We start from the raw sequence: 24010 nt of genomic DNA on the forward strand, positions 1-24010 counted from the left end.
CTCCTGGGAAACCGCGGGATCGTCAGACGCCGGTGGCGAGGCCGAAGCCGACCGGGCGGCCGGTGTCGGACGTGAAGTACAGGTAGGCGACCTTGTCGGCCGGCACCGCGACGGTGCGGCCCTTGGCATCGCTGATCGAGAACACCGACTCCGCCGACAGGGCGGCGTTCAGGGCCTCGAGGACCTCGTCGGCCGTGCTCTCGGTCTCGACACTCAGCTCGCGGGCGGCGTTCTGCACGCCGATCTTGACCTCCATGGTCAGTCCTTCCGGTGGGGAACGGTGGTTCAGGTGGGGTCGGGCGACGACGGCTTCGGGAAGCCACCGATGCCCCGCCAGGCGAGCCCGGCGATGAGCTGGACCGCGTCCTCGCGGGACACCGACGAGCGGGTGTCGAGCCAGTTGCGGGCGCTGACGTGTCCGAGGCCGACGAGTCCGACCGCGAGCAGGTGCGCGGCGTCCTCGGCCAGCCCGGTGTCCTCGCCGATGACCTCGGCGATCGCGGCGGCGGACTCGGCGGTGACCCGGTCGAGCTGGGCGCGCACGGCCGGGTCGTTGGTGAGGTCGGACTCGAAGACCAGGCGGAACGCGGCACCCTGGCCGGCGACGTAGTCGTACCAGAGCTCGATCGTGGCCCGGACCCGTCGACGGTTGTCGGTCGTGGAGGCGAGCGCCTCGCGCACCCCGGCGACCACGGTGTCGCACGAGGACTCCAGCAGCGCGAGGTACAGGTCGAGCTTGCCGGGGAAGTGCTGGTACAGCACGGGCTTGGACACCCCGGCGCGCTCGGCGATCTCGTCCATGGAGGCCGCGTGGTAGCCCTGCTCGACGAACACCTCGAGGGCGACCTCGAGCAGCTGTGCCTTGCGGGCCGACCGGGGGAGGCGTCCGGAACGGGGTCGCGCGGTCGAGGTGTCGGTCACCCGGCGATCGTACCGGTCGGTCACCAGTCCGCCGCGCGCCGCGGCCACGCGTCGGACGTCCGCTGTTCGGACACTCGTACCGCCCCTCGGGACGACCGCGCCACAATGGAGGAACAGATCGCCGCCGCGATCTGTTGTGCTGGTGCAGCAGCCCGCCCCCCGACGAAGGAGCACCCGTGGTCGCCCCACTCGTGGAACCCGCCGACGAACTGACGATCGACGAGGTCCGTCGCTACAGCCGTCACCTGATCATCCCCGACGTCGGGATGACCGGGCAGAAGCGACTCAAGAACGCTCGCGTGCTGGTCATCGGCGCCGGCGGACTCGGCAGCCCCGCGCTGCTGTACCTGGCGGCGGCCGGCGTCGGCACGCTCGGCATCATCGACGACGACGTGGTCGACGAGTCGAACCTGCAGCGGCAGATCATCCACGGGCAGTCCGACATCGACAAGCCCAAGGCGGAGTCGGCCGCGGCCTCGGTCGCGGAGACCAACCCGTACGTCACGACGATCGTGCACAACGAGCGGCTCGACAACGACAACGTGCTGGAGATCTTCTCCCAGTACGACCTGATCGTCGACGGCACCGACAACTTCGCCACCCGCTACCTGGTCAACGACGCGGCGGTCATCCTGGGCAAGCCGTACGTCTGGGGCTCGATCTACCGGTTCGAGGGCCAGGTCTCGGTGTTCTGGGCGCAGGAGGGACCGCAGTACCGCGACCTCTACCCCGAGCCGCCGCCACCGGGCATGGTCCCCTCGTGCGCCGAGGGCGGCGTGCTGGGCGTCCTGTGCGCCTCGATCGGGTCGATCATGGTCACCGAGGCGATCAAGCTCATCACCGGCATCGGCGACCCGCTGATCGGCCGGCTGATGGTGTACGACGCGCTCGAGATGCGGTACTCGACCCTGAAGATCCGCCGCGACCCCGACGGCGTGCTGCCGACCGAGCTGATGAGCGACTACGAGGCCTTCTGCGGTGCCATCAGCACCGAGGCGGCCGATGCGGCCGCGGACTCCACGATCTCAGTGGTCACGCTCGACGGCTGGCTGAAGGAGCGTGCCGACGGCGGCCGCCGGTTCACCCTGGTCGACGTGCGGGAGCCGAACGAGTACGAGATCAACCAGATCCCGGGCTCGGTCCTGATCCCCAAGGGGGAGTTCCTCAACGGTTCGGCCCTGGAGCAGCTGCCCGACGACGAGCAGATCGTCCTGTACTGCAAGTCCGGGGTGCGCTCGGCCGAGGCGCTCGCGGTGCTGAAGGGCGCCGGCTACGCCGACGCGGTGCACGTCGGCGGCGGCGTCGTCGCCTGGGTCAACCAGATCGATCCCAGCCAACCGACCTACTGACCCTCACCTTCACGCTGGGAGTGACGATTCTGCCCCGAATTCCGGTGAATCAGGGCCGAAACGTCACTCCCAGCGGGGGAGGGGGCCGGCATGGACGGTGAGTTCACCGAGCAGGTGCTGGCGGTCGTCGAGTCGATCCCGGTCGGCCGCGTGCTCACCTACGGCCTGATCGCCGACGCCGTGGGCCGCGGCGGTCCGCGCCAGGTGGGCGGGGTGATGGCGCGCGACGGTGAGGCCGTCTGCTGGTGGCGGGTCGTCCGTGCCGACGGCAGCCTCCCGCCCCACCTCATGATCGAGGCCCAGCAACGCTGGAAGGACGAGGGCACGCCGGTGCGGCGCGGTCGGGTCGACGTCGCCCGCGCCGTCGCGGACCACCCTGTCGGTGGTCTCTGATTCGATGGGCGACGTGCCCGACCCCACCGCCCCGCAGTTCCGGCTCCGCCGGCCCGAGCGCGCCTCGGCGTCCGCTCCGCGGCTCGACCCCGACCAGCGGGCCGTGGTCGACCACCGCGGCGCGCCCCTGCTGGTCCTGGCCGGCCCCGGCACCGGCAAGACCACCACCCTCGTCGAGCTGGTGGCCGACCGCATCGGCCACGACGAGGTGCAGCCCGACCAGGTGCTGATGCTGACGTTCAGCCGCAAGGCCGCCGAGGAGATGCGCGCCCGGGTCGCCGCTCGTCTGGGCGGCACCGCGGCACCGGTGCGGGCGATGACCTTCCACGCCTGGTGCTACGCCCTGGTCCGGCAGTTCGCCGATCCCGAGGAGTTCGCCGCCCCGCCGACGCTGATGACCGCCGCCGAGCAGGACGCGGTGCTCGCCGAGCTGCTGGCCGGTCACGATCCGTCCACCTGGCCCGCCGGTCTGCGGCCGGCCCTGCGCACCCGAGGATTCGCCACCGAGGTCGGCGGTTTCCTGAGCTCTCTCGCCTCCGGCGGACGCACCACCGACGACCTGCGCCGGCTCGCGGCCGATCTCGACCGGCCCGCCTGGGCCCGGGTCGCCGATGCGCTGGAGGAGTACGGCGCCGTCACGGACGCGCAGAACCTCACCGACTACGCCGAGCTGGTGGTCCGCGCGTCGGCGTTGCTCGACGACCCGGAGGCCTCGGCGGCGGTCCGGCACGACCTGCGGCTGGTCGTCGTCGACGAGTACCAGGACACCGACACCCTGCAGGTCGAGGTGCTGCGCAAGCTGGTCGGACCCGCCCAGCAGCTGGTGGCCGTGGGCGACCACGACCAGTCCGTCTACGGCTTCCGTGGTGCCGACGTCGCGAACATGGCCCGCTTCACCGACCACTTCGAGGGCGCCGAGGTGCGCGCGTTGCGCACGACCCGGCGGTTCGGGCCGCGGATCCGGGCTGCGGCCACCGCGGTGCTGCCGCCCGGGCAGCCCGGGGGGCTCCCCGTCGAGGTGGTCCGTCAGCACCGCGACCTCGCGTGCGTCGCGGCGAGCGAGGGCGAGGTCGAGATCCTCACCTTCGCCACTCCCGCCGCCGAGGTCGAGCACATCGCCCAGCTGTTGCGCCGTGAGCACCTCGAGGGCGGGCGGCCGTGGTCCGACCTGGCCGTGCTGGTCCGCACGTCGGCGCAGCTCGACCGGCTGCACCGGGCCCTCGTCGCCGCCGACGTGCCGTGCGAGGTCGCCGGCGACGAGATCCCACTGGTCGCCGAACCGGCCGTCCGGGTCCTGCTGGGTGCGCTCGGCGCGGCCGACCGGCTCGCCCGCGGCGAGGAGCTGGAGCCCGAGCTCGCGCACACCCTGCTCACCGGACCGCTGGCCGGGATGGATGCACCCGACCTGCGGTCCTTCGCCCGCCGTCTGCGCGACACCGACCGCGAGACCCCCTCCCGTGTGCTGCTGGCGCGTGCGGTCTCCGGCCTGCACGCGGGCGATCACGAACTCGACCCGGCCGCCCGACGCCTGGCCGAGCTGCTCGCCCGCGCGGCGGACCTGGTGCAGCGACGCGAACCCCCCGAGCAGGTCCTGTGGGAGCTGTGGGACGGCACCGACTGGCCGCGCCGGCTCGATCTGGCCTGGGAGTCCGGAGGCGCCGACCGTGCGGCCGCCGACCGCGATCTCGACGCCGTGGTGGCGCTGTTCCACCATGCGGCACGGTCGGAGGAGCGGCACACCCGCCGCACGGTGCAGGCCTTCCTCGCCGACCTCAGGTCGCAGCAGCTGCCGGCCGACCGGCTGGCCGACAGCACGGCCCGCCCTGCTGCGGTCCGGCTGATGACGGCGCACCGCGCCAAGGGTCTGGAGTGGCCCGTCGTGGTCGTCGCCGGCGTGCAGGAGGACATCTGGCCGAACCTGACCGCCCGACCGTCGCTGCTGCGACCCGACCTGCTGGACGGGTCCCCGGTCACGGCCCGCGACCGTCTGCACGAGGAACGTCGGGTGCTGTACGTCGCGCTCACGCGGGCCGGCGAGCGGCTGGTCGTCACGGCGGTCGACCCCGGATCGGCCGAGGCCGAGGGCCCCAGCCGGTTCGTCGCGGAGCTGGCCGCGGCCGGGAGCGACCACGGCTTCGGCGTCGAGTCCCGGCTGGGTCGACCCTCCCGGCCGATGTCGTTGCGGTCGGTCATCACGGCGCTGCGGCGCTGCGCCGCCGACCCCGACCCCGAGGTCCGGGCCTCCGCTGCCGGGCTGTTGGCCCGCATCGCCGGTCACGGCTCGCCGAACGCCCGGGTCGCGCACCCCGACACGTGGTGGGGCCTGGTGGACCCGACCCGCTCGGAGGCGCCGTTGCGTGACCCCGAGCAGTCGCTGGGGCTCTCGGGTTCCAGCATCACCAGCATCACGGGCTGCTCGCTCAAGTGGTTCCTGTCCAGCGAGGCGAACGGATCGCGGGGGTCGTCCACGGCGCAGGGCTTCGGCCTGGTGGTGCACGCCGTGGCCGCCGACGTGGTGCGCCGCGGGCTCGAGCGGCCGACCGCCGCCGAGCTGCAGGCGCACCTCGACGCGGTGTGGCACAGGCTCGGGCACGAGACCGCCTGGATCGGCGAGCGCGAGCGCGCCGAGGCGCACCAGGCCTTGGCGCGGTTCGCCACGTGGCACGCCGCCAACGCCCGCACCCCCCTGGCCGCCGAGCACGAGTTCCGGGCCGAGCTGGTGGTCGACGGCGAGACCGTCGTGCTGCGGGGGTCGATGGACCGGGTCGAGCTCGATGCCGAGGGCCGGGTCCACATCGTCGACTTCAAGAACAGCAAGCACGCTCCCGCGGCCGCGGAGGTGCTGCAGCACCCCCAGCTGGGTGTCTACCAGCTGGCGATCGCGACCGAGGGCATCGAGGGGCACCACGAGGTCGGGGGCAGCGAGCTGGTGCAGCTGCGCATCCCGGCGGGCAGCGCCACGCCCGACGCCCCGAAGGTGCAGGTGCAGCCCGCTCCGGCCGACCCGACGGCGTCCTTCGTGCACGACCTGGTGCGGCAGGCGGTGCACACGATGCGCACCGAGGAGCTCGCGGCCACTCCCGACACGTGCACGTTCTGCGAGTTCGAGGTCGTCTGCCCCGCCCGCACCACCTTCTCCATCGGGGCCCGGCGATGAGCCCGACCGACGGCGCGCCCCGCCCGATCAGCGACATCGACCACCTCTGCCGGGTGCTCGACATCGACTACAGCGACGAGCAACGGGCCGCCATCACCGCGCCCCAGCACGGCACCCACGCGATCATCGCGGGCGCCGGCTCGGGCAAGACCGCGGTCATGGCCGCCCGCGTCGTCTGGCTGGTCGGCCACGAGCGCGTCGACCCCGAACGTGTCCTCGGGCTCACCTTCACGGCCAAGGCCGCCGCCGAGCTCGCCGGGCGGGTCCGCGCCTCGCTGGCGACGGCGCTCGACATGGGCGACGCCGGTGAACCGACCATCTCGACCTACCACGCCTTCGCCGGCCGGCTCATCGCCGAGCACGGTCTGCGCCTCGGACTGGAGCCGGACCTGCGGGTGCTGACCGACGCCCGACGTCACCAGCTGGTCGTCCGGGTGCTCCGCCGGGTGGACCACCCCCTGCAGCACGTCTCGACCCACCTGCCGTCGGTGGTGGGTGACGTCCTCGCGCTCGACGGCCAGCTCTCCGAGCACCTGGTCACCACCGAGCAGCTGCGCCTGCACGACCATGCGGTCGTTGCCGAGATGGCCGCGGCCGACAAGCCGCTGAAGCTGCACCGCGACGTCGCCGCCACCGCTGCCAAGCGGATCGAGCTCAGCGGGCTCGTCGACCGCTACCGCGCGGCGAAGGCCGAGGCCGGTGTCATGGACTTCTCCGACCAGATGGCGTGGGGCACCGAGCTGGCCCGCCTGCCGGAGGTGTCCGACGACCTCGGCGGGCGGTACGACGTGGTGCTGCTCGACGAGTACCAGGACACCTCGGTGGCCCAGCGCGACCTGCTGGCCGCCCTCTTCCAGGGCCGCATCACCGCCGTGGGCGACCCGGCCCAGGGCATCTACGGATGGCGGGGCGCAGCCACGGGCAACCTCGAGGGCTTCATCGAGCAGTTCACCCCCGCGGGTGTCGAGCGCGTCCGCCCCTTCAGCCTGGCGGTCAGCCGGCGGTGCGGGCACCGCATCATCGACATCGCCGGTCACGCGGCGCGCGACTTCTACGCGTCCTCCGACGTGGTGCAGCCGCTGCGGGCCGCGCCCGACAACCCCGAGGGCGAGGTCACCGTCGCGTTGCACCGCACCGTCGCCGACGAGATCGCCGCCGTGGCCGACGCCGTGCGCGAGGCCGGGCGCCGGCACGACCCGCCGCAGTGGAACGAGATCGGCGTCCTGGTGCGCAACGGGGCCGAGAACGCCGAGATCGTGCAGGCGCTGCGAGCCCGCGAGGTTCCCGTCGAGATCGTCGGCCTCACCGGGCTGCTGGCCCAGCCGGAGGTGCTCGACGTCCTCGCCGTGCTCGAGGTCCTCGACGACATGACCGCCAACCCGTCGATGCTGCGGCTGCTGGCCGGTCCCCGGTGGCGGATCGGTGACCGCGACCTGGCCCTGCTGGGGCGTCGCGCCCGCCGGCTCAGCGAGTCGGCGCGCACGCGGGAGGACCCCGATGCCGGGGACGTCGACGCGGTGCTCGCGCACGAGCTGGAGCGCGCCACCGCCGGCGTCGACCCCACCGAGGTCGTCTCGCTCGCCGAGGCGGTGGCCGATCCCGGCCCGGCGCCGTACTCGCCGGAGGCCCGGCAGCGGCTGGGCGAGATCGCGCAGTTCCTCGCCCGGCTCCGGCGTCATGCGCACGAGCCCCTCGTCGACCTGGTGCACCGGGTGGTGCGCGACCTGCAGCTCGACGTCGAGCTCGACGTCGAGGGCGTCGGCACCGACAACCTGACGCAGCTGCACGACGCCGTGGCCCGCTACGCCGGAGACGACCCCCACGCCTCGCTCGGGGGACTGATGGCCTACCTGCAGGCCGAGCGCGACTACGCCGACGGGCTCGACGTCAGCACGCCGTCGGAGGCCAACTCGGTCAAGGTGCTCACGGTCCACAAGTCGAAGGGGCTGGAGTACGACGAGGTGTTCGTCCCCTTCCTGGCCGACGGGGTGTTCCCGTCGGGCCGGTCGCGCGACCGCTGGACCGGTGTCGCCCGGGCCCTGCCGGTGTCGCTGCGGGGTGACGGCGACAGCCTCGCCGACCTCACGGAGTTCACCACCGCCGGCGTCGCCCGCTACAAGCAGGAGTCCGCCCAGGAGTCGATGATGGAGGAGGTGCGGCTGGCCTACGTCGCCTTCACCCGCGCACGGCACCGGTTGCACCTGAGCGGTCACCGGTGGGGTCGGACCCAGAAGCGGCCGCGCGGCGTCTCTCGCTTCCTCGCCGACGCCCACGAGTGGAGCGTGGCATCCGGCTGCGAGCCCGAGGTCTGGTCGCCGGAGCCGGCCGACGACGAGCCCAACCCGCTGGGCGAGACGGTGCGCCACGCGTGGCCGCACCCGGTCGACGGGATGCAGCCCCGCAGGGAGCTCGCGGCCGAGGTCCGGCGTCGGATGGCCGCGGATGGCCCACCGCCCGACGTGCACCCCGTGCACGCCGACCTGGCCACCGAGCTCGACCTGCTGCTTGCCGAGGCCGAGCGGGTCGCCGACCCGGTCGTGGAGGTCACCCTGCCGTCCGCGCTCAGCGCCACCCAGGCCATGGCGTGGGCGGCCGACGCCGACGCGTTCGCCCGCGACCTGGCCCGACCCCGCCCCCGCCGACCGTCGCGCGCCGCGCGGTTCGGCACCTCCTTCCACGCGTGGATCGAGTCCACCTACCTGCCGAACCAGCAGGGCCTGCTGCTGGACCCGTCGGACCTCCCGGGCCGCGGCGACACCGACATCAGCGACGACGCCGACCTGGCCGCGATGAAGGCGGCGTTCGAGGCCGGTCCGTACGCGGGTCGCGAGCCGGTGTCGATCGAGGAGGGGTTCACCCTGCACCTCGGCGCACAGCGGCTGATCGGCCGGATCGACGCCGTCTTCACCACGACGCTGCCCGACGGCACCGACGGCTACGAGGTCGTCGACTGGAAGACCAACCGCGCCGCCACGGCCGATCCGCTCCAGCTCGCGGTGTACCGGTTGGCCTGGGCCGAGAAGCACGACGTGCCCGTCGACCGGGTCGTCGGCACGTTCGTCTACGTGCGGCTCGACCAGGTGGTGCGCCACGACGACCTGCCGGGCCGACCCGAGCTGGAGCGGCTGCTCGGAGGATGACGACGGCCCGGCTAGCCTGAGCCGGTGACCCGATCCGGTTTCGCCTTCGACCGCACCCGCCACGATCGCGCCGGACACCTGCGCGCCGACGACCGGTGGCGTGAGGCCGACCCCCGGGTGATGGTGCTGGGCGGCGAGCACGTCGCCACCGTCGACGGCCCGGCGGTGCGGTGGATGGGTCTGGCCGAGGCGCCCGAGGGCACCTGGATCCACCTCGGCGAGCAGGACGGACGTCAGCACGCCGCGGTCGTGGTCGACCGGGTGCCCGCGGACCTGGCCCCGGTCAGCCTGCGGGTCCTCGCGCCGCTGCTGGGCGCGGCAGAGCTGTCGTTGGCGATCCATGCCGTCGCGATGGCCCGCTGGCTCGGCTCGCACCCGTTCTGTCCTCGGTGCGGCGCCGCGACCGAGGTACGGGCCGCAGGACACCTGAGGCACTGCACGAGCTGCGGCACCGACCACTTCCCGCGGACCGACCCGGCCGTCATCATGCTGGTCACCGACGCCGAGGACCGGGCGCTCCTGGGCCGCCAGGCGGCGTGGCCGGCCGGCCGGTTCTCGACCCTGGCCGGGTTCGTCGAGCCGGGGGAGAACCTCGAGGACGCAGTGCGCCGCGAGGTCGCCGAGGAGGTGGGCGTCACGGTCGGCGAGGTCCGGTACGCCGCGAGCCAGCCCTGGCCGTTCCCGTCCAGCCTGATGCTGGGGTTCTTCGGCGTCGCCGAGACCACCGAGATCGTCGTCGACGAGCACGAGATCGCCGAGGCCCGGTGGGTGACCCGCGAGGAGCTCACCGTGCTGGGGGAGTCCGGCGAACTGGTGCTCCCGCCGCCGTACGTCTCGATCTCGCGGTGGCTCATCGAGACGTGGCACGGCGGGTCGATCCCCGGCCACTGGTGAGCCGGCACCGGCTGGGGCCGGGGTCAGGAGGCCAGCTGGGCCTTGATCTGCGCCACGGACGGGTTGGTCAGGGCCGACCCGTCGGGGAACACCAGCGTCGGCACCGTCTGGTTGCCGCCGTTGGCCTTCTCGACGATCGCGGCGGCTTCGGGGACGGCCTCGATGTCGACCTCGTCGAACTCGATCCCCTCACGGGCGAGCTGGCTCTTCAGCCGGTGGCAGTAGCCGCACCACGGGGTCGAGTACATCGTGAACTGGCTGGACATGGAGTGTCTCCTTCGACGTCTACGCTGGGGTCAACCCTGCCCGACGCCATCGCATTCCGCCCGACGCACCTGCCGTCGTGACCTCCCGAGGAGCACCGTGCCCGACGCCGACGACCTGCTGCGAGGCCTCGACCCCGAACAGCAGGCGGTCGCCCGGGCGCTGCGCGGTCCGGTCTGCGTCATCGCGGGCGCCGGCACGGGCAAGACCCGGGCCGTCACCCACCGCATCGCCTACGGCGTCGCCACCGGGGTCTACAAGCCCACCGAGGTCCTCGCGGTCACCTTCACCACCCGGGCCGCCGGCGAGATGCGCACCCGGCTCGGTGCGCTGGACGCCGCCGGGGTGCAGGCCCGCACCTTCCACTCCGCCGCCCTGCGGCAGGCCCGGTACTTCTGGCCGCAGGTGTACGGCGGCGAGTTCCCCGAGATCATCGCGTCCAAGTTCGGGCTGGTGGCCGACGCGGCGCGCCGGCACGGCCTCTCCTCCGAACGGTCGCTGCTGCGCGACCTCTCGGCCGAGATCGAGTGGGCCAAGGTCACCAACCTGCGACCCGCCGACTACCCGGCTGCGGCCGGTCCGGCCCGCCGGCAGGTGGCCGACCTCGACCCGGGCACCGTCGCCTCGCTCATGACGGCCTACGAGGACGTCAAGCGCGAGCGGGGTCGCATCGACATGGAGGACATCCTGCTCATCACGGCCGCGATCCTCGCCGAGGACGAGCGCATCGCGGCCCAGGTCCGCCGGCAGTACCGCTGGTTCGTCGTCGACGAGTTCCAGGACGTCAACCCGTTGCAGTCGCTGCTGCTCGACCTGTGGCTCGGCGGTCGCGACGACATCTGCGTGGTCGGTGACCCGCGACAGACCATCTACTCCTTCGCGGGTGCCTCGCCCCGCATCCTGCGCGACTTCTCCCGTGTCCACCCCGGCGCCGAGCGGCACGAGCTGGTCCGCAACTACCGGTCGACGCCGCAGATCGTCGCCGTCGCCAACGCGGTGTTCCCGCCGCGCCGTCGCGACGCGGTCGAGGGGGTCGTGCTGCAGTCGCAGCAGGAGTCGGGCAACCCGGTCAGCTACACCGGCTACCCCGACGAGCCGGCCGAGGCCGCCGGGGTCGCCAGCGAGATCGCCCTGCTGCACCGGCGCGGTGTCCCCTACCGCGAGATGGCCGTCCTGTTCCGGATCAACGCCCAGTCCGAGGCCTTCGAGGAGGCGCTCGGTGAGCACGGCATCCCCTTCGTCCTGCGCGGGGTCGAGGGATTCTTCCAACGGGCCGAGGTGCGCCAGGCCGTGGCTCTCCTGCGCGGGTCCGCCCACGCCGGTGAGGGCGCCGACGCCGGTCTCGCGGCCGACGTCCGGGCCGTGCTGGCCTCGATGGGCTACACCGACGAGCCCCCGAGCGGAGCCGGGGCCACCCGGGACCGGTGGGAGTCGCTCAACGCACTGGTCTCGATGGCCGCAGACCTGGCCACGGCCGACCCCGCGGCCGGCATGGGGGCGCTGGTGGCCGACCTCGAGCGTCGTGCGGCGTCGGCCCACGCCCCCACCGCGGACGGCGTCACCCTGGCCACCCTGCACTCGGCCAAGGGCCTGGAGTGGGACGCCGTCTTCTGCGTCGGCATGCACGAGGGCATGATGCCCAGCGTCCACGCCGACACCCCCGAGGCGGTGGAGGAGGAGCGACGGTTGTTCTACGTCGGTCTCACCCGGGCCCGCCACGACCTGCTGGTGTCGTGGGCGGCCACCCGGCGGCAGGGCGGGCGGTCCCAGCGCGGCCCCACCCGCTTCCTCGACCCGCTCATCCCGGCGAACCACGCCGCCCGGCGCACCGCCGACCAGCCACGCAGCCGCAAGGTGTCGCGCTGCCGGGTCTGCGACGCCGTGCTCGCGACCGCCGACGAACGGCGCCGCGGACGCTGCGAGGGCTGTCCGTCGACCTACGACGAGGCGTTGTTCGAGCGGCTGCGCGCGTGGCGGTCCGAGACCGCGGCCGAGCACAAGGTGCCGGCGTTCGTGGTGTTCACCGACGCCACCCTGCAATCCATCGCCGAGGTCAAGCCGGTCGACCCGCGGGCGCTCCTGCGCATTCCCGGCATCGGGCAGAGCAAGCTGGAGAAGTACGGCGAGTCAGTGCTGGCCCTGGTCGGCGAATCCCGGTAGCGACTCCAGCAGGATCGCGCGGAACGGCGCGGTGGCCTCGAGCTGGCTCAGCACGCCGATGGCGCCGAGCCACACCCGGTGGATCAGCAGGTAGTTCGGCGGCAGGTTGACCTTGACCGCGGTGCCGAAGCCCTCGGTGCCCGGGCTCATGACCCGCGACATCTGCTCGCGCAGCCAGGCCCGGCTGAAGCTGAACTGCTCGACGGTGGCGGGTTCGAAGAACGGGCCGATGTAGGCGGCGAGCACCTCGGGGGCGATCTGCACGCCGGGCTTGATGAAGCCCTCCTCGCGCAGCCCCTCGGTGACGGCTTCGGCGTCGCCGGTCACCGCGACCGACAGCAGATGGCCGATGGCGGGCGGGAACCCGTCGGGGAGACGGGCGACGGCGCCGTAGTCGACCACGCCGAGCCGGCCGTCGGCGAGGATCCGGAAGTTGCCGGGGTGCGGGTCGGCGTGCAGGAGCCCGACCCGCTGCGGCGCGCTGATGAGGAACCGGGCGAACTTCTCACCGAAGTGGTCGCGCTCGGCCTGGGTGCCGGTGGAGATGATCTCGGCCAGCGAGGAGACCGACTCCATCCACTCGGTGACCAGGACCCGCTCGGTGTGGGTCACGACCGGCGGGACGGCCACGTCGGGATCGCCCGCGTAGGCCTCGGCGAACGCGGCCTGCGAGGTGGCCTCCAGCGAGTAGTCCAGCTCCTCGGCCACCCGGTCCTGCAGCTCCTTGATGAGCGGCTTGACGTCGAGTCCGGGCACCAGCACCCCGAACATGCGCGACAGCCGGCCGATCTGACGCAGGTCGGACTGCAGTGCCTTGGCGGCACCGGGGTACTGGATCTTGACGGCGACCTCCCGGCCGTCGGCCCACACGGCCCGGTGCACCTGACCGATCGAGGCCGAGGCTGCCGGGGTGTCCTCGAAGGAGGTGAACCGTTGCCGCCAGTCCTCGCCGAGCTCGGCGGCCAGCATGCGGTGCACGACCGACGGCGGCATCGGGGGAGCGGCGTCCTGCAGCCGGGTGAACGCCTCCCGGTACGGGCCGATGATCTCCTCGGGCAGCGCGGCCTCGAACACGCTCATGGCCTGGCCGAACTTCATCGCCCCGCCCTTGAGCTGGCCGAGCGTGCTGAAGATCTGGTCGGCGGTGCGGCGCTGGACCTCGCTCAGCACGGCCTCGGCGGGCCGGCCGACCATGCGCTTGCCGACACCCAGGGTGGTGCGGCCGGCGAAGGCGGCCGGGAGAGCGGCGAGCTTGGCGGTGCGGGTGAACGCGTTGCCGGAGATTCTCGGGTCTCGCCGCTCGTCGTCTGGCACCCCGTCAGGATACGTCGGAAAGCAGGTGGCAGCAGCACCGCGACGAGAAGGGCACGGCCTCGGTCGACACCGCTGTCGGGTCCGGACCGACGGTCAGTCGTCGCCCGGCCAGGCGGGTCGGACGGCCGTCGAGGGCCGCGAGCACGTCGTGCAGCACCAGCCCCGCGACGGTGAGCAACAGCTCCGACCCGACCCCCAGCAGGTCGCTGGGGCAGCGGTCCACGACCGGACGCCCTGACGACCAGGCCGGGTCCCACCGCGCCCGGGCCTGGTCGGCGCACCACAGGCAGGGCGTGGTGCCGGGCTCGACCCACGGCCCGACCCGTGCCCGGCCGTCCTCGAGCACGACCGTGACGGTGGTGAGGCCGGCCTGCCCGGCGACCGCGACCGCGGAGTGCGGCTCGTCCCCGGCGGTGACCAGCACCAACAGGTCGGCCCGGTCCCCGGGTGGCGCTGACACCCCGGCGAGCCGGAGCGCCGGGACCAGCAGCTCCTCCAGGCCGTGGCAGCCGGGCGCCGAGTGGATCCGGACGGCCCGGCGCCTGCGACCCGCGAGCGGCGACGTCGGTCGGTCACGCAGCACGGCGTGCCCGAGCTCGTCCCACGGGATGCCGGGCGGCCAGGTAGCGGTGTCGACCAGCAGCCCCGACCGGAGCCACGCGTCCACGAGCGTGCGGGCCGGCCCCACCAGGTCCGGTCGCGTCTCAGCGACGAGGGCGAGCACCCGGTCGACGTCACGGACCCCGTCGACGGTGCGCAGCACGAGCCGGGTGACCTCGTCGTCGCGCACGGCGGGCCCCGACGACCGACCCATGCGCAGTCGACCGGCGGACGTCGGGACGGCTCGGGTGCCCGGACGCAGCAGGGGTCGGCGGGCGTCTCGGGGTGCGGGCATGTCCGTCAGGGTGCCGCGCGACGGGCGAGCGGGCCAGGGGGCCGTCCACACCCCCGAGCGGTTCAGGCCTTGCCGAGAATCCGGTTCAGGTTGGTGCTGCAGACCGGACACACGGCCTTGGCCATCTTGGTGCCCTTGTCGTTGACGCGGACCTCGCCGCTGGCCTCCCGCTTGTCCCGGCACTTCACGCAGTAGAACTCACCGCTCCAGGTCTCCGACATCTCGATCTCCTCCAGCTCGGGTCCGCTGCCGACGTGGTGTGACGTCGATCACATCGAGCATACGGCGGCCTCCGACCGGGTCGGGCGACGCCGCGCCGGGAGCGCAGGTTGTCCACGCCTGTGGACAACGCTGGGGACAACATGTGGGGATCGCCGCGTCAGGGTGTGGACAGCCGGTGGACAGGGCGGTGGATGTCGGACCGGGTGGGTAGCGTCGTGCCGGTGGAGGACATCGAGATCAGGCGCAGCTCTCGACGCCGGCGCACCGTGACGGCCCGTCGCGAGGGTGGCCGCACCGTCGTGCTGATGCCCGCCGGACTGTCCGCAGCGCAGGAGCAGCAGCACGTCGACACCCTGTTGGCCAGGCTCGAGCGGCGCGAACGGGGTCGCCGGCCGAGCGACGACGACCTGATGGAGCGGGCCCGGCGTCTGTCCGACCGGTACCTCGACGGTCAGGCGGAGCCGGCCAGCATCCGGTGGGTCACCAACCAGGAGTCACGGTGGGGGTCGTGCTCGGTCGGCGACCGGAGCATCCGGTTGTCGCACCGGCTGCAGGGTCTGCCCGACTGGGTCGTCGACTCCGTCATCGTGCACGAGCTCGCCCACCTGGTCGAGCCGCACCACGGCCCCGCGTTCTGGGCCCTGGCCGGCCGCTATCCACGCATGGAACGCGCTAGGGGGTTCCTCGAAGGCGTCGAGCACCCGCGCTGACCAGGTCGCGGACGCTGTCGTCGACCCCGGTGGGCAGCTCGTCGACGCCGAACCAGGCGAGGTCCGACGACTCCTCGCTGCGGACGAGGCGGGCGCCGCGTGGCGCCACCGCGACGAACTGCACGTCGAGGTGGTGCGCCGGGCGCACCGGTCCGCACGGCACCTCGTGGCGCGACAGCAGCACCGGGCTCGGGTCGATGACGAGCCCGTCGATGCCGGTCTCCTCAGCGGCCTCGCGCAGGGCCGCCGCGGCGAGGTCGGGGTCGGCGGCCTCGCAGTGGCCGCCGGTCTGCAACCAGCGTCCGAGCCGGGCGTGCAGGGTCAGGGCCACCCGGGCGTGGTCGTGGCTCACGACCAACGCGCTCGCCGTCAGGTGGTCGGGGTGGCACTCCCGGAGCATCGCGTCAGGGTGCGCGCCGAGGTGCTGCAGGTAGGCCTCACGCAGGGCCACCTGCTCCGGCCCGGGCGGCGCCCATGCCGCCAGTCGCGCGGCGGCATCGGCGTGCAGCGTCACTCGGACTCGTCGTCCAGCAGACGGTCGAGCTCGGCATCGAAGTCGTCGGTCGACGCCGCACCGAGTCGCTCGCTGAATCCCAGCGGGTCGTCGAGGTCGGCCGTCGTGGGGAGCAGGTCGGGATGCGACCACACGCGGTCACGGGCGGCGGCGTCGTGCTGGGTCCGCACGGCGGCCCACAGGTTCGACGCGTCGCGCAGGCGCCGCGGACGCAGCTCGAGACCCACCAGGGACGCGAAGGTCTGCTCAGCGGGCCCACCGGTCGCCCGGCGGCGACGCATGGCCTCGGCGAGGGGAGCGGCGGTCGGCATGGTGTCGGCGGTGGCCCGGGTGACGACGTCGTCGACCCACCCCTCGATCAGGGCCAGCAGCAGCTCGAGCCGCTGCAGCGCCTGCTGCTGCTCGGGCGTCGGTTCGGGCTCGAACATGCCGCTCGACATCGCCTCGGCGATCTGGTCGGGCTGGGTGGGGTCGAGGGAGCCGAGCCGGCTCTCGATGGCGCTGAGGTCGATGCGGGTGCCGCGGCCGAACTCCTCGATGACCGACGTCAGCGCCCCGGCGAGCCACGGAGCATGGTGGAAGAGACGGTGGTGGGCGCACTCGCGCAGCACCACGTGCAGCATCACGTCGGCGGCCGAGACCTCCAGGCCGTCGCCGAAGGCCCGCAGGTTGTGGGGGAGCACGGCCACGGTGCGGGCCGGTCCGAGGGGCAGCCCGATGTCGGTGGAGCTGAGGACCTCGGTCGAGAGGGTGCCGAGCGCCTGGCCGACCTGCTGGCCGAACAGGGCGCCGCCGGCCTGGGTGAGCATGCCCAGGAGCGGGCCGGCCATGGCCTTGACCTCCTCGGGCATCGCGTCGCCCATGGCGGCCGTGACGTGCTGCGCGATCGGCTCGACCAGCCCCGACCAGGTGCCGGCGGTGTGCTCGATCCACTCCGCGCGGCTCCACGCCACGGAGGTGGTGGCGCCGACGGGGATCTCGGTCGCGCGGTCCAGCCATGCCTCGGCCAGGCGGACGGCGTCGGCGACGGCGCCGGACTCGGTGGCCGACGGGCTGGGGTCCGGCCCCTCGGCCGCGACCGTGCGCCGGGCGACGTCCTTGGCGACGTCGAAGTTCACGCTGCCCTCGTGCGGGGCGAACATCTTCTGCATCTGACCCATCAGCTGGCTCAGGTCCGGCATCGAACCTCCGCCGAACTGCGCGAACATCTGCTCCATCGGCGTCCCCGCGAAGGGGTTCTGCGGATCGGGGCGTCCGTCGTCGGGATCGTTCTCGGGATGGTCGGGGCTGTCGGAGGACATGCCCCCACGATAGCGAGCGATTCCACGGGGGTGCGGGGGCCGAACCCGCACTACAGTGGGCGCGGTGAGCACAGTGCCGGCGGCCGTCCGCCTGATCGGGATCCGCGACACCCCGTTGAGCATCGACGAGGTGTTCGCCGCCGTCCGCGACCCGGCCGCCGGGGGCGTCTGCCTGTTCGTCGGCGTGGTGCGTGACCACGACGGCTCCCGCGACGTCACGGCCCTGGAGTACTCGTCGCACCCCAGTGCGGCCGACCGCCTGACCGAGGTCGCCACCGCGGTGAGCACGGTCGACGACGTGATCGCCGTGGCGGCGGTGCACCGGGTCGGCCCCCTCGCCGTCGGCGACCTGGCCGTCGTCTGCGCCGTCGCGGCCGGTCACCGGCCCGCGGCGTTCGCGGCCTGCCGCCGGTTCATCGACGAGCTGAAGGACCAGGTGCCGGTCTGGAAGCACGAGACCTTCCTCGACGGCGACGCCACCTGGGTCGGGCTCTGACCGGTCGTTCGACGCGGTCGCGTTGTGCACCGACGTCTAGGGTGGTCGCGTGACAGACCCAGACGGATCCCGGCCCTCGTCGGAGGCCACGCGGCTGAGCCGCCGCTACGTGACGCTCGTCGCGGCCTCCCTGTCGGTCATCGTCCTCACGTGCGTCGCGTGGATGGTGCCCGTGCCGTACGTCAAGATGAGCCCGGGGCCGGTCTTCGACACCCTCGGTGACTTCAACGGCGAGCAGATGCTGGTCATCGGGTCCGACGTCGAGACCTTCCCGACGTCGGGCACCCTCGACTTCACGACCGTCGCGGTCACGAGCGTCTCCGGCGAGGTGTCGCTGGTCGAGGCGATCCGGGCCTATTTCGACGACGACGTGGCGGTCGTGCCGCGGTCGCTGGTGTACCCCGAGGGCTTCACCGCCGAGCAGTCCCAGGAGCAGGGGGCGGCGCAGCTGACGTCGTCGAAGGACTCCTCGCGGGTCGCCGCCCTGCGCGCCGCCGGCTACGAGGTCCCCGAGGTGCCGGTGATCGGGACGGTCGTCGACGACGGCGCCTCGGAGGGCATCCTGGAACCGTCCGACGAGGTCCTCGGCGTGGGCGGTGTGCCGGTCGACTCGCCCGACGAGGTCGTGGCAGCCGTGGCCCGCACCAGCCCCGGCGACACGATCTCGCTGCGGATCCGCCGCGAGGGCGTCGAGAGCGACGTGCAGATCGTCACCCAGCCCGACGCGGAGGACCCGGACCTTCCCCGCATCGGGGTGACCCTGGGCTCGGCCTTCGAGTTCCCGGTCGACATCGTCAATCAGGTGGGCGACAGCATCGGCGGGCCCAGCGCCGGCACGATGTTTGCCCTCGCCATCTACGACATGCTCACCCCCGGCGAGCTGACCGGCGGGGCCCGGGTGGCGGGCACCGGCGAGATCACCCCCGACGGTGAGGTCCGGCCGATCGGCGGGATCCGGCAGAAGATGGCCGGCGCGGGTGCCGACGACGTCGACGTCTTCCTCGTGCCGGACGCCAACTGCGACGAGGCCGACCGGGGCACCGACTACGGCATGACCCTGGTGCGGGTGACGACGCTGGACGACGCGATCGAGTCGCTGGAGGCGCTCGCCGAGGACCCGGACGCCGAGGTGCCGTCGTGCAGCTGACCGACGGGGTCGCCGAGCTCCATCCGGACTCGCCGCTGCGCCGTGCCGCGCTCGAGATCGAGGCGCACGTGGCCGAGCAGGGCTGGGACCAGGCCCCACGGTTGTTCGCCCTGGTGCCGACCGCCGACCTGGTGGCCGCCGAGCCGCACCTCGCCGACCAGCTGGGCACGGGAACGGACGGGTCGTTCACCCCGGTCGAGCAGGACGGACTCCCGGCCGACCACGGCTTCGAGGACGCGCTCGACGCGATCGAGTGGCCGGACGCCGTGGCGGGGTGCGCCGCCGTGGTCGAACGGCTGATGCTCCCCCCGGAGGCCGAGGACGACCTCCCCACCGACCTCGACGAGCTGGCGACGTTCGTGGCCCAGCACCCCGGACGCCGGGAGGTGCGACTCGTCGCGGCCGTGCTGCGCGGCGGCCAGGCCCACTCGGCCGTCCGCTCGCGCGGTGCCACCGCCGAGGCGGAGGCTGCCGACTCCCAGCTGCTCGAGGGCCCCGACCTGGTGCCCGGGCTGGTCCGCCGGCTCGCCTCGACGCTCGACCGACACGGGTGACCTCAGCCCATGTCCCGTAGAGTTCACCTGCACGGAAACATCCGCCCATCAGGAGCCCAGTGAGCGACTTCTTCGGAGAACCCCGCCCCACCCAGCCGGCCGAGCCGGCTCCCGATCGTCGCCGCCGCGTCCTCGTGCCGACGCTCATCACCCTTGCGGTGCTGCTGTTCCTCGGTTCGATCTTCACCTCGGTCTACACCGACCGGCTGTGGTTCCAGTCGGTGGGCTACAGCGACGTGTTCCGCACCGTGCTGATCTCGCGCATCGGTCTGTTCCTGGTGCTCGGTCTGGTCTTCGGCCTGTTCGTGGCCGTCAACGCCTACCTCGCGTGGCGCTTCCGCCCCGAGAACGTGACGTTCCGTCGCGACGACCCGGCATTCCGGTACCGGCAGGCGCTGGCGCCGATCGGTCGCCCCGTCCTGATCGTCGTCACGCTGCTGATGACCACGTTCGCGGGCTCGGTGGCCTCCGGGCAGTGGCAGACCTTCCAGCTGTGGCGCAACGGCGGCTCGTTCGGCATCACCGACCCGCAGTTCAGCCGTGACGTCGGCTTCTTCGTCTTCGACTACCCGTGGCTGCGGTTCCTGTCGTCGTTCTCGTTCACCATGATCGTCATCGCGGTGCTGGTGACGGCCTTCGTGCACTACGTGTTCGGCGGCATCCGCATCGTCGGGCGCGGACCGCGCTTCACCCGCGCCGCGCAGGTCCAGATCGCGGTGCTGGTCGGACTCGGTGTGCTGCTGCGGGCGTTCTCGTACTACCTCGACCGGTTCGGCCTGGCGGTCGGCAACTCCGCCCTGTTCGACGGCATCGGCTTTACCGACGACAACGCGCGGATCCCGGCCCGCAACATCCTGATCATCGTGGCGATCGTCTGCGCGATCCTGTTCTTCTCCACGATCTTCCTGAAGTCGTGGACCCTGCCGGGCATCGGTCTGGGTCTGCTGATCCTCTCCTCGGTGCTGATCGGCGGCATCTGGCCGTACATCATGCAGTCGTTCCAGGTGCGTCCGTCGGAGCCGGACAAGGAGGCGCCGTACATCGCGCGGAACATCGAGGCCACCCGAGACGCCTACGGGGTGTCGGACTCAGAAGTGCTGGAGTACAGCGCCAGCACGACCCTGAGTGCCGAGGAGCTCAACGAGACCGCGGCCTCGCGCGTCAGCAGCCGGCTGCTCGACCCGACCCTCATCTCCGACGCCTTCCAGCAGCTGCAGCAGGTCCGCGGCTACTACACGGTGCCCGAGACCCTCGACGTCGACCGGTACGTGCTCGACGGCGAGGAGCAGCCGCAGGACGTCATCATCGCGGCCCGCGAGGTCGACCTCAACGGTCTGCAGGCCAGCCAGCGCAACTGGGCGAACGACCACACCGTGTACACCCACGGCTACGGCGTCATCGCCGCCCGCGGCAACCAGCGCGGCGCGCAGGGCGAGCCGGTGTGGGTCCAGCGCGACATCCCGCCGGTGGGCGAGATCGAGACCGACATCCCGCCGCGGATCTACTTCGGCGAGAACTCCCCGACCTACTCCATCGTCGGTCGTCCTGACGGTGCCGACCCGATCGAGGTCGACATCCCCCGCGGCGGCAGCGCCGGGGCCGACGACGCCGATGCGAACGCCACCCAGAACACCTACGACGGTGAGGGCGGCGTGCCGGTCGGCAACATCTTCAAGAAGGCGCTCTACGCCTTCAAGTTCGCCGAGCCGAACATCATCCTGTCCAACCGGGTCAACGAGAACTCCAAGATCCTCTACGACCGCGAGCCGCGCCTGCGGGTCGAGAAGGTCGCGCCCTGGCTGACCGTGGACGGCGACGTCTACCCGGCCGTGGTCGACGGACGCGTCGTGTGGATCGTCGACGGGTACACCACCAGCAACAACTACCCGTACTCCGAGCACCGCTCGCTGGACGAGGCGACGGCCGACACGCTGACCGAGAGCAGCGCGCAGGCGGCCCTGCCGACCGACGAGATCAACTACATGCGCAACTCGGTCAAGGCCGTGGTCGACGCGTACGACGGCTCGGTCGACCTGTACCAGTGGGACACCGAGGACCCCATCCTCGAGACGTGGATGAAGGTCTTCCCCGACGCGGTGCAGCCCAAGGACGAGATCAGCGAGAGCCTGCTGGAGCACCTGCGCTACCCGGTCGACCTGTTCAAGGTGCAGCGCGACGTGCTGGCCCGCTACCACGTCACCGACGCTGCCACCTTCTACGAGGACGGTGAGCGCTGGCGCGTGCCGGGTGACCCCACCCAGGGCAGCGAGTCCACCACCCTGCAGCCGCCGTACTACCTGTCGACGACGCGTCCCGGCCAGGAGGAGACCCGCTTCTCGCTGACCAGCGTGTTCCTGCCCAACAGCCGGCAGAACCTGGCGTCGTTCGTCTCGGTCAACTCCGAGGCGAGTGACGAGGAGAACTACGGCAAGATGCAGATCCTGCAGCTGCCGAGCGAGACGCAGGTGCCGGGTCCGTCGCAGATCGCGAACTCGTTCCAGACCGACCGTGGTGTCACGCAGGCGCTGCTGCAGTTCGAGCAGTCGCAGCAGGCGCGGATCCTCCGCGGCAACCTGCTGACCCTGCCGGTCGGCGACGGTCTGCTGTACGTGCAGCCGGTCTACATCCAGCGCAGCGCGAGCGAGGGCACCTTCCCGGTGCTGCAGTTCGTGGCGGCATCGTTCGGCGAGACGGTCGGGTTCGGCCAGACGCTGGAGGAGGCGCTGCGGGTCGCGCTGGGCCTGGAGAGCGGCGACATCCCGACCCCGCCGGCCGGGGAGGACGCACCGCCGGAGGAGGGCACGCCGCCGGACGAGGGCGAGACGCCGGCTCCGGACGGCGCGACCAAGACCACCGCACAGTGGCTCGAGGACGCCTCGGCCGCCTACAACGCGGCCCAGCAGGCGTTGGCCGCCGGTGACCTGTCCGGCTACCAGCGGCAGATCAATGCGATGAACACCGCGATCGAGGGTGCGCAGGCCTCGCTGGGTCAGTGACACCGATCGGCTGAGCAGGCCAGGGCGGCCCAGGTTCCGGGAGACCGGAGACCTGGGCCGCCCTCGTCGTGCCGGGGTTCAGGCGTCGGTCACGCCGGCGACGCGGAGACCCTCGGGCGTGTCGACCAGCTGCAGCACGATGCCCCTGGTCGTGACCCGCTCGCTGTCGTCATCGTCGTCGTCGTCGTCACGGTCGTCGTCGTCCTTCTTGCCGGGCTTGCCGGCCCTGGGGTCCGGGCCGGGCGCACCGGAGGACACCACGGTGGCCGCGGCCGTCAGGCTGCCGGCGTCGGCTGATCCCGGCACGGGGTCGATCTGCACGGTGCCGGACCAGGCCTGCCGGAACTGCTCGACACCGCCGTAGGCAGCCTGGGCCTCGGGCGTCAGCTGGTCGAAGGCAGCAGCCGGGTCGGCGAGGATCAACGCGACGTGGTCGGCGACGAACTGCTCGACCTCGGCGGCGGTGGGGGCGACCTCCGTGGGGGTGGGGGCCGGCGTCGCGGGCGCGGCGGCCGCGGCCCGGTCGCCGGGCACGGCGGCATCGATACCGTCGCTGCCGCCGGCCCAGGCTGCGGTGGCCACGACGAGGATCACTGCGGCGCCGACCCACCCTGCTGTCCGCAGGTCGCGGCGGTGCGAGACCGCGGCGGTCGGGGCGGGCATCACTGCGGTGTGACCGTCCGCGGGAGGGTTGACTGCCGGGGTCGACATCGGCTGGGTCACGCCCGGCGGGCCCGCCTCCGGGGTGGGCAGGGGTGCCGGCCCGTCGCCGCGGAGCTCCACCGCCAGGTCCTCCATGGCAGGTCGGGCCTCGGGGTCGCGGTGCATCGCCGCTGCGACGACGGACGCGAGCGGGTGGTCCGCGGGCAGCCGGGGCGGCGGTTCGTGGACGATCTTGTAGAGCGCGCCCACCACGTTGTCCGATGCGTCGTAGGGCGCTCGGCCCGACGCGGCGTGGAAGAGAGTGGCGCCGAGGGACCAGACGTCGCTGGCCGGTGTGGCGCGACCGCCGGAGGCGACCTCGGGCGGGAGGTAGGCGGGGGACCCGATCACCACGCCCGTGCTGGTGAGCGCGGCCTCGGCCTGGGCCCGAGCGATGCCGAAGTCGGTCAGTTTGGCGGACCCGTCGGCGGCGATCAGCACGTTCGCGGGCGTGACGTCACGGTGCACGATCCCGATTGCGTGCGCAGCGGCGAGGGCCGAGGCGATCTGCCGACCCACCGTGGTGGTCCGGGTGGGGGTCAACGATCCCGCTCGGTCGATCTCGGCGGCGAGCGTCTCTCCGGCGACGTACTCCATGACCAACCACGACCAGCCGTCGTCGCCGTCGACCAGGTCGAAGACCGAGACCACGTGGGGGTGGTGCAGCTGGGCGGCGAGGCGGGCCTCGCGTCGGACGCGGTCGAGGTCCGGGACTGCCGCGGAGCCCGCAGCGCCGATGCGCTTGAGGGCGACGACCCGGTCGAGGAGGGTGTCGTGGCCGCGCCACACCGTTCCCATGCCGCCGCGACCCACCTCCGGCCCGACCTCGTACCTGCCGTTGATCATCCAACCAGCGTAGGTGCCCGGCGGATGCTGGTCGG

20 protein-coding genes are annotated in these 24010 nt (G+C 72.7%); 11 read left to right on the forward strand and 9 right to left on the reverse strand.

Annotated features, from left to right (window positions below):
• Window positions 1–22: 22 nt before the first annotated feature.
• Together HMPREF0063_RS02775 and HMPREF0063_RS02780 are read right to left on the reverse strand one after the other, a co-directional pair.
• Window positions 23–256 (reverse strand): DUF3107 domain-containing protein, encoded by a 234-nt coding sequence (locus HMPREF0063_RS02775; RefSeq protein ID WP_007077129.1) that lies wholly within the window; start codon window positions 254–256, stop codon window positions 23–25.
• Between the two features lie 29 nt (window positions 257–285).
• Window positions 286–921: a TetR/AcrR family transcriptional regulator gene (locus tag HMPREF0063_RS02780; protein ID WP_040320457.1), complete on the reverse strand. Its 636-nt coding sequence runs from the start codon at window positions 919–921 to the stop codon at window positions 286–288.
• A 176-nt stretch (window positions 922–1097) separates the two neighbouring features.
• Here HMPREF0063_RS02780 and moeZ point away from each other — a divergent pair, with 176 nt between their 5' ends.
• The 5 genes from moeZ to nudC all read left to right on the forward strand — a co-directional run bounded on the left by moeZ (window position 1098) and on the right by nudC (window position 9854).
• Window positions 1098–2270, forward strand: a complete 1173-nt coding sequence (gene moeZ, locus HMPREF0063_RS02785) for an adenylyltransferase/sulfurtransferase MoeZ (RefSeq protein WP_007077131.1) — start codon at window positions 1098–1100, stop codon at window positions 2268–2270.
• 90 nt (window positions 2271–2360) lie between these two features.
• Window positions 2361–2663: an MGMT family protein gene (locus tag HMPREF0063_RS02790; protein WP_007077132.1), complete on the forward strand. Its 303-nt coding sequence runs from the start codon at window positions 2361–2363 to the stop codon at window positions 2661–2663.
• A gap of 13 nt (window positions 2664–2676) precedes the next feature.
• Window positions 2677–5820, forward strand: a complete 3144-nt coding sequence (locus HMPREF0063_RS02795; RefSeq protein ID WP_050760892.1) for an ATP-dependent helicase — start codon at window positions 2677–2679, stop codon at window positions 5818–5820.
• Window positions 5817–8960: an ATP-dependent helicase gene (locus HMPREF0063_RS02800; protein WP_007077134.1), complete on the forward strand. Its 3144-nt coding sequence runs from the start codon at window positions 5817–5819 to the stop codon at window positions 8958–8960. Before HMPREF0063_RS02795 ends, HMPREF0063_RS02800 begins: the two co-directional genes overlap by 4 nt.
• A 24-nt stretch (window positions 8961–8984) precedes the next feature.
• Window positions 8985–9854, forward strand: a complete 870-nt coding sequence (nudC, locus tag HMPREF0063_RS02805; protein ID WP_007077135.1) for an NAD(+) diphosphatase — start codon at window positions 8985–8987, stop codon at window positions 9852–9854.
• Window positions 9855–9877: 23 nt separating this feature from the next.
• On the opposite strand, the gene HMPREF0063_RS02810 is transcribed toward nudC, so the two are convergent.
• Window positions 9878–10120 (reverse strand): mycoredoxin, encoded by a 243-nt coding sequence (locus tag HMPREF0063_RS02810; RefSeq protein WP_007077136.1) that lies wholly within the window; start codon window positions 10118–10120, stop codon window positions 9878–9880.
• A gap of 97 nt (window positions 10121–10217) precedes the next feature.
• Between HMPREF0063_RS02810 and HMPREF0063_RS02815 the strand changes: the two genes are divergently transcribed.
• Window positions 10218–12278: an ATP-dependent helicase gene (locus HMPREF0063_RS02815; protein WP_007077137.1), complete on the forward strand. Its 2061-nt coding sequence runs from the start codon at window positions 10218–10220 to the stop codon at window positions 12276–12278.
• Here the strand turns inward: HMPREF0063_RS02815 and HMPREF0063_RS02820 are convergent.
• From HMPREF0063_RS02820 to HMPREF0063_RS16735, 3 genes are all read right to left on the reverse strand, one after another.
• Complete coding sequence (locus HMPREF0063_RS02820) at window positions 12246–13592, reverse strand: ABC1 kinase family protein (protein ID WP_007077138.1); 1347 nt, start codon at window positions 13590–13592, stop codon at window positions 12246–12248. The genes HMPREF0063_RS02815 and HMPREF0063_RS02820 overlap by 33 nt on opposite strands.
• Window positions 13593–13596: 4 nt before the next feature.
• Window positions 13597–14487 carry a hypothetical protein gene (locus HMPREF0063_RS02825; protein WP_007077139.1) on the reverse strand — a complete coding sequence of 297 codons (891 nt, stop codon included), beginning with the start codon at window positions 14485–14487 and terminating at the stop codon, window positions 13597–13599.
• Window positions 14488–14549: 62 nt separating this feature from the next.
• Entirely contained in the window at window positions 14550–14708 is a 159-nt protein-coding gene (locus HMPREF0063_RS16735) for a DUF5679 domain-containing protein (protein WP_007077140.1), read from the reverse strand.
• A 222-nt stretch (window positions 14709–14930) separates the two neighbouring features.
• Between HMPREF0063_RS16735 and HMPREF0063_RS02830 the strand changes: the two genes are divergently transcribed.
• Complete coding sequence (locus HMPREF0063_RS02830; protein ID WP_342610416.1) at window positions 14931–15419, forward strand: M48 metallopeptidase family protein; 489 nt, start codon at window positions 14931–14933, stop codon at window positions 15417–15419.
• Here HMPREF0063_RS02830 and HMPREF0063_RS02835 read toward each other — a convergent pair.
• Together HMPREF0063_RS02835 and HMPREF0063_RS02840 are read right to left on the reverse strand one after the other, a co-directional pair.
• Window positions 15382–15933 (reverse strand): NUDIX domain-containing protein, encoded by a 552-nt coding sequence (locus HMPREF0063_RS02835; protein WP_007077142.1) that lies wholly within the window; start codon window positions 15931–15933, stop codon window positions 15382–15384. The two genes, HMPREF0063_RS02830 and HMPREF0063_RS02835, sit on opposite strands and share 38 nt — an antisense overlap.
• Window positions 15930–17234 (reverse strand): zinc-dependent metalloprotease, encoded by a 1305-nt coding sequence (locus HMPREF0063_RS02840; RefSeq protein ID WP_007077143.1) that lies wholly within the window; start codon window positions 17232–17234, stop codon window positions 15930–15932. Before HMPREF0063_RS02840 ends, HMPREF0063_RS02835 begins: the two co-directional genes overlap by 4 nt.
• A gap of 64 nt (window positions 17235–17298) precedes the next feature.
• Between HMPREF0063_RS02840 and HMPREF0063_RS02845 the strand changes: the two genes are divergently transcribed.
• From HMPREF0063_RS02845 to HMPREF0063_RS02860, 4 genes are read left to right on the forward strand one after another with little or no spacing between them, the layout of a single operon-like run.
• A complete protein-coding gene (locus HMPREF0063_RS02845) occupies window positions 17299–17730 on the forward strand; it encodes a molybdenum cofactor biosynthesis protein MoaE (protein ID WP_245527729.1) in 432 nt (143 codons plus the stop codon).
• Window positions 17731–17779: 49 nt separating this feature from the next.
• Window positions 17780–18877: a YlbL family protein gene (locus tag HMPREF0063_RS02850; protein ID WP_083788837.1), complete on the forward strand. Its 1098-nt coding sequence runs from the start codon at window positions 17780–17782 to the stop codon at window positions 18875–18877.
• On the forward strand, window positions 18868–19431 hold the full coding sequence (locus tag HMPREF0063_RS02855; protein ID WP_007077146.1) for a PPA1309 family protein: 564 nt from the start codon (window positions 18868–18870) through the stop codon (window positions 19429–19431). The genes HMPREF0063_RS02850 and HMPREF0063_RS02855 overlap by 10 nt, the downstream gene beginning before the upstream one ends.
• Before the next feature lie 59 nt (window positions 19432–19490).
• Window positions 19491–22427 carry a UPF0182 family membrane protein gene (locus HMPREF0063_RS02860; RefSeq protein WP_007077147.1) on the forward strand — a complete coding sequence of 979 codons (2937 nt, stop codon included), beginning with the start codon at window positions 19491–19493 and terminating at the stop codon, window positions 22425–22427.
• A 78-nt stretch (window positions 22428–22505) separates the two neighbouring features.
• Here HMPREF0063_RS02860 and HMPREF0063_RS02865 read toward each other — a convergent pair whose 3' ends face one another.
• Window positions 22506–23975 carry a serine/threonine-protein kinase gene (locus tag HMPREF0063_RS02865; protein ID WP_007077148.1) on the reverse strand — a complete coding sequence of 490 codons (1470 nt, stop codon included), beginning with the start codon at window positions 23973–23975 and terminating at the stop codon, window positions 22506–22508.
• Window positions 23976–24010 lie beyond the last annotated feature (35 nt).

This window comes from Aeromicrobium marinum DSM 15272, assembly GCF_000160775.2.
Classification (GTDB): domain Bacteria; phylum Actinomycetota; class Actinomycetes; order Propionibacteriales; family Nocardioidaceae; genus Aeromicrobium; species Aeromicrobium marinum.

Coding starts and splice junctions, on each gene's coding strand:
- HMPREF0063_RS02840 (WP_007077143.1), bottom strand. CDS start 17,234: ATGTCCTCCGACAGCCCCGACCATCCCGAGAACGATCCCGACGACGGA.
- HMPREF0063_RS02865 (WP_007077148.1), bottom strand. CDS start 23,975: ATGATCAACGGCAGGTACGAGGTCGGGCCGGAGGTGGGTCGCGGCGGC.
- HMPREF0063_RS02810 (WP_007077136.1), bottom strand. CDS start 10,120: ATGTCCAGCCAGTTCACGATGTACTCGACCCCGTGGTGCGGCTACTGC.
- HMPREF0063_RS02825 (WP_007077139.1), bottom strand. CDS start 14,487: ATGCCCGCACCCCGAGACGCCCGCCGACCCCTGCTGCGTCCGGGCACC.
- HMPREF0063_RS02775 (WP_007077129.1), bottom strand. CDS start 256: ATGGAGGTCAAGATCGGCGTGCAGAACGCCGCCCGCGAGCTGAGTGTC.
- HMPREF0063_RS02800 (WP_007077134.1), top strand. CDS start 5,817: ATGAGCCCGACCGACGGCGCGCCCCGCCCGATCAGCGACATCGACCAC.
- HMPREF0063_RS16735 (WP_007077140.1), bottom strand. CDS start 14,708: ATGTCGGAGACCTGGAGCGGTGAGTTCTACTGCGTGAAGTGCCGGGAC.
- HMPREF0063_RS02790 (WP_007077132.1), top strand. CDS start 2,361: ATGGACGGTGAGTTCACCGAGCAGGTGCTGGCGGTCGTCGAGTCGATC.